Raw genomic sequence first — 14,789 nt, forward strand, 5'->3', positions numbered from 1 at the left:
CCGTTTCCGCTTAAGGGTGCTATCTTCAGGAGCATGAAGAAAGACGCCAAACTCCCGCACAAAGCCACTCCGAAAACCGCTATTTTTGCGAAAATGAAGGAGCATAAAATCAAGGTCACTCGCCAGCGCGAGAAGATCATTGATTGCTTGATGGCGGCTCCTCAACCACAAACAGCGGAGGAAATTATGGCGAAGCTCAAAAAGAGCAAAGATCCTGGAAAATGCGATCTCGTCACAATCTATCGCACGCTTCATCAGTTTGAAAAAATCAATTTAGTCCAAAAGAGCTTCTTCAGCGAGAACTCCGCTCAGTATTGCCTGAACGATCTCGACGACCATCACCACCATCATCACTTTCTGTGCAAGAAGTGCCAGAAGATCACCGAAATCGACTCATGCCTACTCGACGGTCAGTTAAAAGCCCTTGAGAAAAAAGGCTTCCGTGATATTTCCCATCGTTTGGAATTTTTCGGCGTTTGCCCTCAGTGCGCCGCTTAAACGATTAAATTCTAATTGCAAATATTTTGCATTTAAGATGAACTGGCGTAAATCTTCAACAAAGGATACGTCCGTGAAACCTTTCTTTGCGCTCCCGGCTTTATTTCTAGCCTGCTCTCTTTACGCTGCAGAAAAACATGAACATCGCGAACACGGGGCTCACGTCCATGGTTCCGCCGAGCTTTCAATTGCCTTTGATGGAACACAAGGAAAAATCGAATTCAAAAGTCCGAGCGAAAGCCTCTTCGGCTTTGAACACGCCGCAAAATCAGACGCCGACAAAAGAGCTGTCGAAGAGGCTTTTAAAAAATTCGAAGCCAACATCGCCGATATGATTAGTTTTGACAAAGTCCTCGCCTGCCAATTTACCAAAGACAAAATTGAAGTGGTCTTTGAAGGTAAAAACCACAGCGACACAACAGCCGCGTTCAGTGTGAAATGCGCGAAATCTCCAGTGGGCAGCAAGCTCGTCTTTAATATTCAAAAGCAGTTCCCAAAATTGAAAGACGTCGACGCTCAAATCATTGCTGATGCCGTTCAAAAAAGCGCCGAAATCCGCAGCAATGGAACCACAGTAGAACTTAAATAATTTTAATTCTCATTTTCGCCGAAAAGATTCACTGGCATTTAAGAGTGTTTTTGCTAAGCTAACTTCTGCAAAAACACGCCAGGGAGATTTTAATGAGCAAAACTAACGAGAAAATTATCGCAAAGTTGAACCAGATTTTGGAAATGGAAATCTCCGGAGTCGTTCGCTACCTTCACTACTCTTTTATGATCATGGGTCCTAATCGCATTCCTATTCAAAAATGGTTCCATGACCAAGCTCAAGAGGGCTACCAACACGCCACAATGGTTGGCGAGAAGATCACGGCCCTGGGCGGTCACCCGTCCTTGAACGTCTCTAAAGTTCCCGAGACGAAGACTCACGCGGTTCTTGATATTTTGAAAGAGAGCCTGGTGTTTGAAGAAAAAGCCATCGAGCTTTACTACGAGCTTTTGTCTGAAGTGAAAGAAGACATCGCACTGGAAGAAATGGTGCGCACCTTGATCCGCACTGAGACTGAGCATATTGATGAAGTGAAAAAGATGCTCGTCACGAAGAATAACTAGTTCCCGCACGAGAGATAGAGCCGGTGAAATAAACCCACATTCCTCTCGAAACGTGGGTTTTGTTTTTTTCGGGCCCGTACCCTGCCCCTTTTGGCTGAGCACGTTCGCCCCGTCGAGGAAAGCACGACGGCCATCCGTCCATGAGAACGGGGCCTCCTGAGCATCGTGCTCAGGAGGGAATGAAGACTTAAAGGCAAGTACTTGAATTGAAGGCTTGATTGCAAAGAGTCTTCTCATCAAATGGTCTATTATACGACCGGGGCGTCTTATAGACGATTCGCTCTAAAGGGTCCTAATGTACGAGAACCTGACGGCCTGGATGGCCGGCAGGAAGAGATGCGGAGCCAGCAGAAGCGGCGAAAACAATGCACCTTCAAAAAAACAAAACCCACATTCCTTCCGAAACGTGGGTTTTGTTATTATCCGACTCTCTCGGATTTTTAGCCAATAAGTTTCAGAGCCAGCTGGTTCATCTGATTTGCTTGCGCCAAAGTCGAAGTTCCTGCCTGCATCAAAATATTATTGCGAGTCATTTCCGAAGAAGCTTGAGCGACATCGGTATCACGAATACGTGAATTCGCCGCGCTTAAGTTCTCTATTGAAACGCCCAAGTTGTCCGCTGTTGAAGTCAAACGGTTTTGAATCGCCCCGAGATTTGCACGGTAGCCATTCACCGACGTTTGCGCATTGTCGAGTGCTTGCAGAGCCGTTTGCGCGCCCTCTTTCGTTGTGTAATCAAGCCCTGATAAACCTAAGGCATCGATTGTCGCAACGTTTTCAGAAGCATCGAAACTGATTCTGTCTTCCTCGGCATTATTGAAAATACCAACCTGGAAATCAAATTTTGGCGTGCTACCATCCAAGAGCTTCGTCGTACCCCATGTTGTCACAGAAGCGATACGCTGAATCTCAGATTTCAACTGTTGGGTTTCCTTATCCAAGAATCCACGCTCTGTTTTACCGACTGTATCGGAAGCCGCTTGGATTCCAAGTTCACGAAGACGAACGATGATATTGCCAATCTCGTTCAATCCACCCTCTGCAGTTTGCACCATGGAGATACCATCGTTTGTATTTCTTTGCGCTTGTCCCGCGGATCTGATTTGTGCTTTCAGATTTTCTGAAATCGCCAAGCCCGCAGCATCGTCAGCCGCTTTATTAATTCGACTGCCTGATGACAATTGCGCCATCGAGCTATTCAATAATCGCTGACTGCCAATCAAGTTTCTTTGCGCATTGATGGCTGCTATATTCGTTGTTACTCTCATCCCCATAGTATCATCCTCCCCTGAACTGCATGTGAACCTCCTTGGTATCGTTTGTATTCAGTCCATTAAAAAAGCGCAGCATCCTGGCTACGCTGATTTTGTGCTTAATATTTCGGGATTCCGATGTGCGACTGAACTCGGCTTGAGGAGAGAATTGCGGTAAATTTTTTGTCAAAGACAGAACTTGACCCGACTAATCAGTTCTATGATTATGCGGTCATGCGGATACTTAAGGAAATTAAGGCCACATTCAAAGAGTCCGGATTCAAAGGTGTCACCCGAAAATACGGGTGGAAACTTTTTCTAGCGGTCTTTGTTTATTATCTGATTCGGGATATCACTCTCTATATCGTGATTCCCTATCTCGTGTATCAAGGTTTTGCTGGACAGTCGTAGAGACGAATCAAACGCGCGCCAAAGTATGCGCCCGAGCGAGACAAACTCCATGGTGGATACGGCAAGAATTTTACTTCTGCACACTGTCCCTTTTGCACAACGGCCCAACGGCGATCTTCAGAAGAGGCCGTGAAAATTTCGCCGGTCTTTGCATCTTTCACTGCCACCGCAAATGAAAAGACTTGGTTTGCGGGCTTCGCCCCTTCCGTTGTCACCACGGCCAGCGGCGCTTCGACACGCTCAACGCCATAGACCTCACCGTCCACTGATTTTGAAAAGATGTACGGGTACCAATTCACTAAAACAAAAACGACAACACAGAGGCCGGCAACGACTAATAAACCAAGTAAAGCTTTTTTCATGGAGTTGAGTTTAACCCTTAATCCGGCGCAGCAATCAAGGAATTAAGAGGCCTTGGTCTTCATTTGTGGGATTTGACCTAGAATCTCCATGGAATACTCATCCAAAGAGAAATCGCAGTGACGACACTTCATCACGTAGTGACCTTTTTCGTTCGTATCCAAGAAGAGAACCGCATCCGGATGGTGCGGACACGTGAGAGATCCCGAGAATGAGTTCATGCGATCTTGCGGCGCCTGCACAAGTTCAAACACGATGTTCTGATCCCCTTCAAAGCCTTTGATCACACGCTCACCGAGACGATTCATTCCGAAGTTTTCCGTCTCGAGCACCGCTGCCACATCACAATCCACCAGGATCTGATCGGGCTCCGCCAAGTTCGTCAAGCGAGAAGCCAGCGGCAGTGGAGCGCCAATGGCGGTATAGCAACGGAAGAATTTTTTATTCCCATAGAAACCAACATTGGCATAGCCGACAGAGATTCCCATCCGAATCTGCATTTCTTTTTTCCAGTTCATCAAATAGAACTCGCGATCTGCTTGAAGTAAATCACGCACTTCCAGTGCTGCATAACAAGTTCGTTGCACAAAGTCCTTGTGATTGATCGGATCGTTGGCAAACGCGAGGATCCCGTCCCCTTGGAACTTATCAATCGTGAGGTCATACTTCAGGAACGTCGAAACCACGGTGTCCATAAAACGCGCGAGCACCTTGTCCACTTTTTGCTGATCGAGACGCACGACCCTCTCAGTCGAGCCTACGATATCGACGAAAATCGCACAGATCTGCGCACGATGAACACCCTTTTCAAGGTCAACGCGGCCTTCGCGGATCGCGCGTACGACCTGGGGGCTAAATTGCGAACTGAGAGTATTCAAGCGAACCGCTTCGCTGGTCTTTGCTTCAATCAAAGCGTCGCGATTGGCGATTTCAGATTTCAGCGCCATGCGCGAGTTGATTTCACGAATACGCAGTCCCTCGTTGAAGTGACGGATCAAGAAACAAACGATGATAGATCCGACTGTAAAGAAAGTATGAACGAAAATCGTTTTATAGTCCGAAATGCCCTGCGCTTTGGTCAGCACGATGGCGTAGTACGGAGAAAAAATCCCCGCTCCCAACATCACGAAACTGAGCCGATTAAACGGAATAAATGACAAACCGCCAATGGCAACGAGATTCAACCCCGCATAGTACGGAGTTGAGGCCTCCGGAATCATATAGATGATGGCATTGATACAGCCGGCCACTCCAATTCCGAAACCGACCGCGACCATTTGCGCGTGACTGAACACACGCACGCGGTCGATCATGTATTTTGCGCCAAAGCACATCGGAATCACCAGCAAACGGATCGCAAGAAAGGTCCACTTAAACTCAGGATAGAAAGTCAAATCCGCCAGCCAAAACACCATAAACAACGGAATCGCCATCCAGTGACAAATCACGTGGATCACAGAGCGAATTTCTTCCATCACCTCGAATTCTCGAAGCGCGCTCGTGGTTATTTCTGGTGGCAGGCTCTCTTCTCTCTGTCCCAAGCAGTCCTTACTTTTCAATCACCACAAAGAGGTTCACTCCGAGGGGTTCTTTTTCAACATAGACTTTCGAACCAAAGCCCTTAAACATTCTTTCAAGGTCTTCTTTCGAGCGATAAATCAGATTCCAGTCCAGCCACAGCTCCATAAACGGCGCACAGGGATTTTCAGTGCTGAAATTACCGATAATGAGTTTTCCGCCCGGCTTCAAACAAGCCAGCATCTTTTGCGCCGCCATTTGCGCCACAGGCTCTGTGAAATAATCAAAGAGACCGGCAGAGTACACGAGGTCGTAGTCCTTTTCAGGCAGACCCGCGGCGATCACGTTGCGGATCGCAAGATTTCTGAATTGGAATTTAAATCCTGATTTCACAAAGCGCTCAATCGAACCAATTTGCTTTTGCGCATGTTTTAAAGACTCTTCGTCCTGATCTAAGCACGTGAAGGACACATTACGTCCATAGCACTCGCGGTGATTTTGCAAGAAGAGCTGTTGTTCAACTGCAGGACCGCTGGCTACTGAAATAATCTTCATTGCCTCGCTTGCCGGATGCGCTTTCACCAACTGAGCGAGCTTGGCTTCAAGATATTCACCGCGGTTTTTCACCGCAACACCCGCCGGCTCATCAACAAAGTACTTATGCATACATTGATCAAACAAAGTACGCCCCGTCACTTCTGCACGATAGAGGTGATTCATCATTTCATAATCACCGGCATAGCCGCGGGGTTTGTAATAGGCGCGCGCCGCAAACGGAGCGCCGTAAATATAAGGTCCGATTTGTTCACGAATAAAATCCGTCGCAAGCTGCGTGTCTTCGGGGCTAAGACCCTTCAACATCGGCGGAACTTGGTTGTAGACATGCGGAACAACGCTGCCAATGTACTCACCCATGTTTTCAACGATGGTCATGCGGTACTCTGCGGCCTCTTGGGCATTATCAACCGGAGCGTCTTTTTCAAGCTGATCAATTTGCTCTTTGAGTTTTTGGAACCAGTCGCGAACCTGGAAAACGATCTGGCGGTAGTTTTCCGGCAGACGCTGAACTTTGGCGGCGTACTCGTTCTGTTTTTGTAAAACACCCGCAGTGAGCTCCAAAACTTTGATACGGTCGACCTTAAAAGGCTCCCCGACGGTTTCAAAGGCCCAAATGCTTTCACCATTTACGCTGGTGGGGTGCGCCTCATCACGCACTTTGCGAAGATGCAAAGTCTGAGTTTCTGTGCCGTCGAAGATAACCTTCGCGGTGCAGAACTCCTCTTTCGCGAACTGAGCTTGCAGGTTTTGATGGGCTTGATGATTCACCAGCGCCGCACAACCAAAGGTGCTCAGATTCAAAATTTCAACTTTTGTTCCCTGGAAGTCTAAAAAGCATTTTGCCGTATCAAGATGTAAACGATCCTGGCGAACGATTTTCTTACGTTTTCCCGTGCTTTCTTCATTAATGAAGAAGCCTTCTTGTTTCATTGCAGCAGACGATCGACTCATCGGTGGTTCTCCTTAAGCGTTTATCTGCGCTCTTGATCGGTTTATTTAGAACGGAGCAGTATCTATCGGACGTCTAGATCCTTCATAACACGTTGTTTAATGTACCCGGAATAACATCGGTATCTACGAATCACCTAGCCATTAGCCCCAGAGGGAAGCTACACTAAAGTGTTACTTGAAGTGAGGACTCTATGCTGGATGCACTACTAGCGGGAATCGGATGTCTCGCCATTGGAGGCGGACTCGGGTTCGCTTTCCGTAAATACATGAATTCATACACCATCAAGAAAGCCAAAGAAGAGGCTGCCGACATTCTTGATGAAGCACATGCTGCTGTTGAAATCCGCAACTTGGAAGAAAAAGAACGCGTTCAAGAAATCGAACTCGAGATGTGGTCTAAAGTTGAACCGGATATGTTAAAAGTCGAAGCGCGCATCGAAGAGATCCAAGAGATCGTCGATGAGAAAAAAGCCAAGTATGATGCTGCCCTTGCAGAGGAGCGCAAGAAAACTCAGGCTCACGAAAACGAAACGCGCCAGGCAGAAAAAGCGGTTCAGGCTCAAGAGGCCGAGCTGCAAAAAGTCCGCGCGCAGGAAAAAGAACTCAACACCGAGTTCACAAAACGTCTTTCGCAAAAGCTCAACACCACGGCTGAAGAAGTTAAAACCCAGATCGGTGAAATGCTTGAAAATGAAACTCGTCAGCGCCTACAAAAATGGGCTGAAGAGTACGAGGAAGAAACCAAAGAGCATGCTGAGACCAAAGCCAAACGTATTTTGGATGTGGCTCTTGATCGCTTTGCCCGCCCCTATTGCGCAGAACGTGGCATTGGTGCCGTCAACTTCCCGGACGCCAATGCTCGGAGACTTTTGGTGGATGCGGCCGGTGAAAACATTAAGACTCTGCAAGAGGTCTGCGGTTGCGACATTATCGTAGAGCCCGAAATGGAGATGGTCGGGGTTGCGGGCTTTGACCCGGTTCGCCGCGAACTCACCCGCCGCGTTTTAGAGCGCGTGCTTAAGGAAAAGAAGAATATAAATCCCGACTTCATTCGTAAAATTGCTGAGAACCAAAAGAAAGAACTCTTCCGTCAAATCAAGGCGGATGGGGATGCGATTGCTAAAGAACTTCGCCAGCAAGATCTTCATCCTGAAATTAAACAAATGATGGGAAGCTTGCGATATCGCTACTCTTTCACGCAAAATCAATACTTCCACTGCGGTGAAGTGGGCTGGCTCGCAGGGCTTCTTGCTTCAGAGCTCAAGTTGAATGTGAAGACCGCTCGTCGTGCGGGTTTATTGCATGATATCGGTAAATCCATGGACCATGCCGTTGATGGCGGCCATGCCGTGATCGGTGCTGACTTTATCGGCGCCCGCAACGAAGCGCCAGAAGTCGTGCACGCAGTTCGCGCCCATCACTACGATGAGCAGCCCTCAACCGATCATGCATTCCTGGTGATTGCAGCCGATGCGATCTCAGGGGCTCGTCCAGGCGCCCGTCGCTCGACGATTGAGTCCTATAATCAAAAAGTGACTGAGCTCCAAGATATCGCCCGCAGCTTTGAAGGTGTGACGGATTGTTATGTTTTGAACGGCGGCCGCGAGATCCGCGTGATGGCCAATAGCCGCAAGGTGGATGATACTCAGATTCTAAACTTGGGTCGCAAAATCGCGACAAAAATTGAAGAAGAATGTAATTATCCGGGCCAAATTAAAGTGGTTGTCGTGCGCGAGACTATTGTATCTGAAAGCACAAAGGCGCATAATTAACCTACATGAAGTTCCTAGGTCGGAAGAGCCTTACAGCAAAGCACTTCAAACACCTGAGGAACGTAAAGGGAGCGAACCAGCTCCCTTTTTCTTTTCCGAAAAGGTACCAGGTCGCTTTTCAGAATTGACTTCCAAATATCGAATCAAAGTTTGTGCGACAAGAGCAACTCCTTGGTTCGCTCAATGGCTTGCTTTGTCGAATCGATTTGATCCTGCGGGGCCTTGACCTCAAGACGGAGTTTTAAGGCTTTCTCGAAGCATGCTAGAGCTTCAGCGTAGCGTTTTTGATCAAAAAGGTTCTTTCCCTGATGCTGGAGCGCGAAAGGATAAAAGTATTTCAGATCTTCTCGCTGTGATAGCTGAAGACACTCTTCAAAGAGTTCATTACTCTCAGCAAAATTCTTTTGTTCTTGGTAAACGTGCGCGAGACGGATTTTCTGCTGAAGCTCAGAGGCTGCCCCCAAATTTTTTTCGGCAATGATCTCGAGTGCTTTTTTTAACATTAACTCAGCTTCATCAAAGCGATCCGCAGAACGCAGGTTCACTCCTAACTCCCCCATCGCGCGGACTATTTCTTTAGGATCCTGAAGCGTTTTTAAATGGTCGTGCTGAAACTGAATGTACTCGTTCAAATGCGCTAGATCCTGCGGGCGAAACCGCAGGTTTAAATCCAAATAGAACTCAGGCTTTTTCACTTATAACTCCCAATAAAAAACCCCGAGTCGCCCCGGGGTTTTCATCTCACACTGTTCTTTTCAATTAGCCGTGAGTGGCGTGGTATTGCTCTTCAGAGAAGTCATCCACGAGGATCGCGTCGTAGCGAACGTTGTCAGACTGTTGGATGAGTTTGTATTCATCCTCAGAGATCACGTTTTTAGCGCGAGCATCGTCAAGCAACATTGCCGTTTTCTTCTTCGGAAGAAGCCCGTCGCGAATGGCTTTCTTGATTTTCTTCTCAGCCGCTTCCGCTTTCAAAGTGATGCTGAAAGCATTTTCAAGGCGGTGCAACTGCTCGCCTTCTTTCGTTGGCAAGAAGATCCCTTGAGTCAAACGATCGCGCACAGAACCGTCTTTCAACATGCTGCTAGCAATCGCGTGGCTCCAGCCGTCAGAAGCTTGGGAACCGATCGAGTTGATACGTGACCAAGAACCGATCCAGCCCTTCACAAACCAGCGAAGACCTGGGATTTTCAAGTTATCAAACAATCCATCGAAACCTTTTTGGATTTCAGCCATGCAAAGTTTCAGATTGTAATGCACGAATGCCAAGTCTTCCTCACGACGGCCTTCAGCTTCGAATCTGCGCAACACAGAAGTCGCCATGTACATATAAGCCAAGATGTCGGCGAAACGACCGGTGATTTTCTCACGGAGTTTCAGCTCACCACCCAAAGCCGCCATCGAGATGTCAGCCATGATTGCATAAGTCGCTGAAGCCCATTGCAAACGGCGGAAGTAACGGCGCATTTGCGGATGGCAGCTTGGCGAACCAGCGATATAACCACGAGTCACACTCAAACCGATACTGCGGCAAAGGTTGCGCACAACGTGACCCACGTGACCCCAGAATGCCGTATCGAAGGCTTGCAAGTCTTTCGCGTCCATGGCTTTCACTTCAGTGTAAGCATATGGATGAGCACGAAGAGCCCCTTGACCGAAGACGATCAAAGTACGAGTCATAATGTTCGCACCTTCCACCGTGATACCGATGGGAGTTGCGATATAGATTTCAGCCAGCAAGTTACGGGGACCTAAAGAAATACCCGCGCCGCCCATGATATCCATCGCGTCGTTGATCCCTTTACGGCCCATTTCAGTCGAGTAATATTTTTGGATTGCCGTGATCACGGAAGGCTTCAAACCTTTATCCAAAGCGCCCAGTGTATAACGTCTCATTGATTCCAACATATAAGTCGCCGCACCCAAACGTGCCAAAGGCTCTTCAACCCCTTCAAACTTACCGATGGAAAGACCGAATTGACGACGAACCACTGCATGCGCACTGACTACGCGAGAAGCAAGTTTCGCGCCGCCTGTTGCTTGAGCTGGCAAGCTGATACCGCGGCCGGCAGCTAAACACTCCGTGAGCATCAACCAACCTTTACCGCAACCATCTTTACCACCCACAACGGCGTCGAGTGGAACCACCACGTCTTTACCTTGAGTCGGACAGTTGTAGAACGGAGTTCCGAGAGGATCATGACGACGGCCGATCACAACGCCTGGAGTTTTAGACGGGATCAACGCGCAAGTAATACCGATGTCCTCACCCATGCCCAAGAGATTTTCAGGGTCACGCAGACGGAATGCCAAACCGATGCAAGTTGAAATCGCCGCAAGAGTGATCCAACGTTTGTTCCAGTTAAGTTTAATGTAGAGCTTGCCATCAGTGCCTTTAAACACCACACCACTTGAAGTGATAGAACCGGCATCAGAACCCGCTGTTGGCTCAGTTAGTCCAAAGCAAGGAATCTCTTCACCTGAAGCCAAGCGCGGAAGATAGTACTTCTTTTGCTCATCAGTTCCGTAGTGAACAAGCAACTCTGCAGGGCCCAACGAGTTTGGCACCATCACCGTGATTGCTGTCGAAAGCGAGCGAGAAGAAACTTTCATGATCACTTCAGAGTGCGCGAGAGCCGAAAAGCCCAAGCCGCCGTATTCTTTTGGAATGATCATACCCAAGAATTTTTGTTTTTTAATGTAATCAAAAGCTTCGTCAGAAAGCTTACGAGATTTCCAGATCTCCCAGTGATCCAACTTTTTGCAAAGCTCTTCCACCGGGCCGTTCATGAAAGCTTGCTCTTCGGCTGTCAGATTTGGATAAGCCTCTTGCATGAGCTTGTCGAAATCCGGCTTTCCAGAGAAAAGATCTTTTTCAACCCAAACAGTCCCAGCGTCGATCGCTGCGCGCTCTGTCTCGGAGATCTTAGGCAAGAAGCCCAACTTATCCATCATGTTCATCACAGGCTTCGTCACAAGAGCTGCACGAAGCGGCTTGATGTTGAAGATCGCCATGATGACGACGTAAACACCGAGCAACCACATTGGCGCACCAAAACCGAAGAGAATCACAGCAACTGCGATCGTCCAAACGATGAGCGGGCTACCTAAAAATCCGATTGCGAGAAGACCGACAAGAGAACCGAGAACGGCCCACCATGGGCACGTCAAAAAAAGACCATGAATGCTTTCCACGTTGCAACTCCTTTTGCTAACGTTTCAATTACACGCTGGTTTTTAAAGAAGGGCAAATAAAAAAGCCCCCGTACAAGACGGAGGCTTTTCAAACATTAAGCAATTTTCAAGAATACGAGAATTACTTAGTTTCTGCTGCTGGAGTCGCTGCAGGTGCTTCAGCCGCTGGAGCTGCGCCTTCAGCTGGAGCCGCTTGACCTTCAGCAGGAGCTGCTGGAGCTGCCATTTGCTCTTGTGCTGCTGGAGTTGCGTTTTCAGCAGGAGTGTTTTTTGAGCAAGTGAAGCCAGTAGTGAAAGACAATGCAAGCAATGCTGCTACAACGATTGATTTCATGTTGTGTAATCCCCTTTTAAATTAATACCTATCGCTATTACGCAGATCGGCAATTGTTAATGAACTAGTAATTCAATACCTTAGTCCACATAAATTGCACGAACCGTCACAGTTTTGCAATAAAATTATTTCTGGCAATTCGAGCACCAGTAGGTCGATCTTCCGCCTAAAATTTGAGCAGAAATAGGTGTGCCACAAACAACACACTTTTCACCTTTACGATCGTAGACTTTAAATCTTTGCTGAAAATATCCGCTTTCTCCGCTGAACTGCTCGTAGTCACTAATACTCGAACCGCCGGCTGCGATTGATTCGAGCAAAACTTCTTTGATCGCACTCACAAGCTTGTCGCACTTTTCTCGACTGACTTTCAACGCCTGAGTCTTTGGGCGAATCCCCGCTCTAAAAAGAGCTTCACTGGCGTAGATGTTGCCGACGCCGACAACGATTTTCTGATCCATGATCGCGACTTTCACCGCAACGGCTTTGCCGCGGAATTTTTGCCACAGCACTTCTCCGGTGAAAGCCTCTGAGAGAGGCTCGTAGCCAAGAATTTTTAATTTCGGATGTTTCGCTTCGTCGCCAACCGCAACGAAGTCAAAAATTCCAAAGCGGCGCGGATCACGATAGGCCAAGCGAAGACCGCCTGCGAAGTGCAGGTAAATGTGATCATGCAAACGCTCATCACCAGGAATTGCCAACCGCCATGTCCCGGTCATACCTAGATGCGAAAGCAAACTGCCTTTCGGCGTGCGCAACAACAAATACTTCGCACGACGTTCCACCGAAGTGATTTTTTGCCCGACAAGACTTTGCACTTTCTTAACGGGAATAGGATCACGCAAATCCTTGCGCATGAGCTCGATCTTGGTGATCTCAGGTTTTTTCTTAAGAATCTCTTCAAGACCTTTACGGACGGTCTCAACCTCTGGAAGTTCTGGCATATGGAACGTGTGTAGTTGAAAGCGTTCCACCTTACAAGCTCAATAAGGGCGTTTCATGAATGATTCTCGTAGGAGAATTTTCCAAAGTTCCGCGTTTAACCACAGGACGTTTGAAAAATGTCTGAAAAAATGCTCTTATGTCCCCTCAAATTACGAGGGATTCCGATGGCTTCCATTGCTGACCATATCGAAAACGCGTTTGACCTTAGTTATACCGACTATCCAAAGTTTCCGGCAACGGAGATCAAAACCATCGGCATCTTGGGTGGCGGCACCGCAGGTTACTTGGCGGCTTTAGCTCTGACAAAGTTGCATCCTCAGATCAAAACTTCGGTGATCGAATCCAGCAAAATCCCGGTGATCGGCGTTGGCGAATCCACAACCACGGAGATCGTCCCCTTTTTGCATCGCACATTGGGAATTGATCCCATGGCTTTCTTCCGCGAGGTCGAACCGACTCTCAAGCTTGGGATCAAGTTTGATTGGGGTGCTCCAGGAGATTATCACTTTAATTTTAATTTCTTTGCCGGTCACCATCAGGAATCCTATTACTACGAAGACTCCATCAATAACGCCAACTGGGCGTCAGTGCTGATGGACCATAATAAAATCCCCGTTTTGCGCGACAAAGACGGTTCTTTGGTTTCTTTATTGCAAAGTATTCCTTTTTCTTACCACATCGATAATAAAAATCTGATTCGCTTTTTAAATAAAACTCTGAGGCAGCGCCAGATTCCAATCATCGATGCCGAAGTGGTCAAGGTGAACCAGGATGAAAACGAATTCGTCTCTTCACTTGAGACCGATGATGGTCAAAAACTTTCTTTTGATCTCTATATCGATTGCTCGGGCTTCCGCTCACGGGTTCTTGGTCAGGCCCTTAAGACTGAATTTCTACCTTTCAACTCTACTCTGATCAATAACCGCGCGTTGACTTTTGATACTCCTAATAATGATGTGATCGGGCCCTTCACTCGCTGCTCGACGATGAACAACGGCTGGTGCTGGACGATTCCGATGCGCCAAGAAAACCATCATGGTTACGTGCATTCGAATTTGTATTGTGATGAAGAAACCGCGTTGAAAGAAGTGCGCGCGAAGTTTGGTCCGATTGAAAAATACAAAATGGTGGAGTTCCGTTCTGGCCGCCACAAGCAAGCTTGGAATAAAAACGTCTTTGGGCTGGGCAATGCTTACGGCTTTGTCGAGCCTCTTGAGTCCACGGCGATTCAAACGGCGGTTCATAGCATTATGACTTTATGCCGTCTTATGCCGAACAATCACCAAGACCGTGCCTCGATTGCGGCCCTCAACCAGGAAATTGCAGTGACGTGGGACACCTTCCGCTGGTTCCTTGGTATTCACTACAAATACAACAAGCAGCTCGACACTCCTTACTGGCAATGGTGTCGCGAAAACACCAACATCGGTGATGCGCAGCTGATCGTAGATCTCTTCCATCAACGTCCGCCACTCTCCTCGAGCAATCTGGGGACGAACTCTCCGTTCACGGCTTTAGAAGCCATGGTCTTTAACAGCAATAGCTACGACACGCTTTTGTACGGCCAAAAAGTGGCAAAGCCCGTAAAGCCAAAGATGTCCAAAGAAGAATACCTGAGCCGCACGTACTCATATCAAGAACTGACAAAGAGCGCTTTGACTCTGCACGAGCTCTTTAAACAAGATTATCTCTTCACCGAAGGTTTATTGGAGCAACTTTTTGATGATCCCGATACATGGATCGTCGAGACTGAGGCCTAAATCACAAGGGCCAGGTTTTGATGTTTCACGTGACAAACCCGGCAAGAGATAACAAGCTATATTTAATCGAATATGTGAACTGGGTTTTGTTCGATTTCATCGAGCAAAAGTTTTTCAAATG

13 protein-coding genes are annotated in these 14,789 nt (G+C 47.7%); 5 read left to right on the plus strand and 8 right to left on the minus strand.

What is annotated here, in order from left to right:
- The first annotated feature begins 33 nt into the window (after positions 1–33).
- The 3 genes from JSU04_15135 to JSU04_15145 all read left to right on the plus strand — a co-directional run bounded on the left by JSU04_15135 (position 34) and on the right by JSU04_15145 (position 1,611).
- Positions 34–498, plus strand: a complete 465-nt coding sequence (locus tag JSU04_15135) for a transcriptional repressor (GenBank protein ID MBS1971644.1) — start codon at positions 34–36, stop codon at positions 496–498.
- 73 nt (positions 499–571) lie between these two features.
- Complete coding sequence (locus tag JSU04_15140; GenBank protein ID MBS1971645.1) at positions 572–1,087, plus strand: DUF2796 domain-containing protein; 516 nt, start codon at positions 572–574, stop codon at positions 1,085–1,087.
- 92 nt (positions 1,088–1,179) lie between these two features.
- Positions 1,180–1,611, plus strand: coding sequence for a bacterioferritin (locus tag JSU04_15145; protein ID MBS1971646.1), 432 nt, complete (start codon positions 1,180–1,182; stop codon positions 1,609–1,611).
- A gap of 440 nt (positions 1,612–2,051) precedes the next feature.
- On the opposite strand, the gene JSU04_15150 is transcribed toward JSU04_15145, so the two are convergent.
- The 4 genes from JSU04_15150 to JSU04_15165 form a co-directional block, all read right to left on the minus strand.
- Positions 2,052–2,885, minus strand: a complete 834-nt coding sequence (locus JSU04_15150) for a flagellin FliC (protein ID MBS1971647.1) — start codon at positions 2,883–2,885, stop codon at positions 2,052–2,054.
- Between the two features lie 365 nt (positions 2,886–3,250).
- Positions 3,251–3,637 carry a hypothetical protein gene (locus JSU04_15155; protein ID MBS1971648.1) on the minus strand — a complete coding sequence of 129 codons (387 nt, stop codon included), beginning with the start codon at positions 3,635–3,637 and terminating at the stop codon, positions 3,251–3,253.
- A gap of 42 nt (positions 3,638–3,679) precedes the next feature.
- On the minus strand, positions 3,680–5,110 hold the full coding sequence (locus JSU04_15160; protein ID MBS1971649.1) for an adenylate/guanylate cyclase domain-containing protein: 1,431 nt from the start codon (positions 5,108–5,110) through the stop codon (positions 3,680–3,682).
- Between the two features lie 73 nt (positions 5,111–5,183).
- Entirely contained in the window at positions 5,184–6,662 is a 1,479-nt protein-coding gene (locus JSU04_15165) for a class I SAM-dependent methyltransferase (GenBank protein ID MBS1971650.1), read from the minus strand.
- A gap of 191 nt (positions 6,663–6,853) precedes the next feature.
- Here JSU04_15165 and JSU04_15170 point away from each other — a divergent pair, with 191 nt between their 5' ends.
- Positions 6,854–8,434 carry a DUF3552 domain-containing protein gene (locus tag JSU04_15170; protein MBS1971651.1) on the plus strand — a complete coding sequence of 527 codons (1,581 nt, stop codon included), beginning with the start codon at positions 6,854–6,856 and terminating at the stop codon, positions 8,432–8,434.
- Between the two features lie 143 nt (positions 8,435–8,577).
- Here the strand turns inward: JSU04_15170 and JSU04_15175 are convergent, their stop codons facing one another.
- The 4 genes from JSU04_15175 to mutM all read right to left on the minus strand — a co-directional run bounded on the left by JSU04_15175 (position 8,578) and on the right by mutM (position 12,907).
- Positions 8,578–9,129, minus strand: a complete 552-nt coding sequence (locus JSU04_15175) for a tetratricopeptide repeat protein (GenBank protein ID MBS1971652.1) — start codon at positions 9,127–9,129, stop codon at positions 8,578–8,580.
- 64 nt (positions 9,130–9,193) lie between these two features.
- Positions 9,194–11,629: an acyl-CoA dehydrogenase gene (locus tag JSU04_15180; protein MBS1971653.1), complete on the minus strand. Its 2,436-nt coding sequence runs from the start codon at positions 11,627–11,629 to the stop codon at positions 9,194–9,196.
- Between the two features lie 121 nt (positions 11,630–11,750).
- Positions 11,751–11,963 carry an acylneuraminate cytidylyltransferase gene (locus JSU04_15185; GenBank protein ID MBS1971654.1) on the minus strand — a complete coding sequence of 71 codons (213 nt, stop codon included), beginning with the start codon at positions 11,961–11,963 and terminating at the stop codon, positions 11,751–11,753.
- Positions 11,964–12,088: 125 nt separating this feature from the next.
- Positions 12,089–12,907 (minus strand): bifunctional DNA-formamidopyrimidine glycosylase/DNA-(apurinic or apyrimidinic site) lyase, encoded by an 819-nt coding sequence (gene mutM / locus JSU04_15190; protein MBS1971655.1) that lies wholly within the window; start codon positions 12,905–12,907, stop codon positions 12,089–12,091.
- 165 nt (positions 12,908–13,072) lie between these two features.
- Here mutM and JSU04_15195 point away from each other — a divergent pair, with 165 nt between their 5' ends.
- On the plus strand, positions 13,073–14,668 hold the full coding sequence (locus JSU04_15195; protein MBS1971656.1) for a tryptophan 7-halogenase: 1,596 nt from the start codon (positions 13,073–13,075) through the stop codon (positions 14,666–14,668).
- The last annotated feature ends 121 nt before the right edge of the window (positions 14,669–14,789 follow it).

Source organism: Bdellovibrionales bacterium, assembly GCA_018266295.1.
In the GTDB taxonomy this organism is placed as follows: domain Bacteria; phylum Bdellovibrionota; class Bdellovibrionia; order Bdellovibrionales; family Bdellovibrionaceae; genus JACMRP01.

Coding starts and splice junctions, on each gene's coding strand:
- JSU04_15135 (MBS1971644.1), top strand. CDS start 34: ATGAAGAAAGACGCCAAACTCCCGCACAAAGCCACTCCGAAAACCGCT.
- JSU04_15145 (MBS1971646.1), top strand. CDS start 1,180: ATGAGCAAAACTAACGAGAAAATTATCGCAAAGTTGAACCAGATTTTG.
- JSU04_15150 (MBS1971647.1), bottom strand. CDS start 2,885: ATGGGGATGAGAGTAACAACGAATATAGCAGCCATCAATGCGCAAAGA.
- JSU04_15155 (MBS1971648.1), bottom strand. CDS start 3,637: ATGAAAAAAGCTTTACTTGGTTTATTAGTCGTTGCCGGCCTCTGTGTT.
- JSU04_15160 (MBS1971649.1), bottom strand. CDS start 5,110: ATGGAAGAAATTCGCTCTGTGATCCACGTGATTTGTCACTGGATGGCG.
- JSU04_15165 (MBS1971650.1), bottom strand. CDS start 6,662: ATGAGTCGATCGTCTGCTGCAATGAAACAAGAAGGCTTCTTCATTAAT.
- JSU04_15170 (MBS1971651.1), top strand. CDS start 6,854: ATGCTGGATGCACTACTAGCGGGAATCGGATGTCTCGCCATTGGAGGC.
- JSU04_15185 (MBS1971654.1), bottom strand. CDS start 11,963: ATGAAATCAATCGTTGTAGCAGCATTGCTTGCATTGTCTTTCACTACT.
- mutM (MBS1971655.1), bottom strand. CDS start 12,907: ATGCCAGAACTTCCAGAGGTTGAGACCGTCCGTAAAGGTCTTGAAGAG.
- JSU04_15195 (MBS1971656.1), top strand. CDS start 13,073: ATGGCTTCCATTGCTGACCATATCGAAAACGCGTTTGACCTTAGTTAT.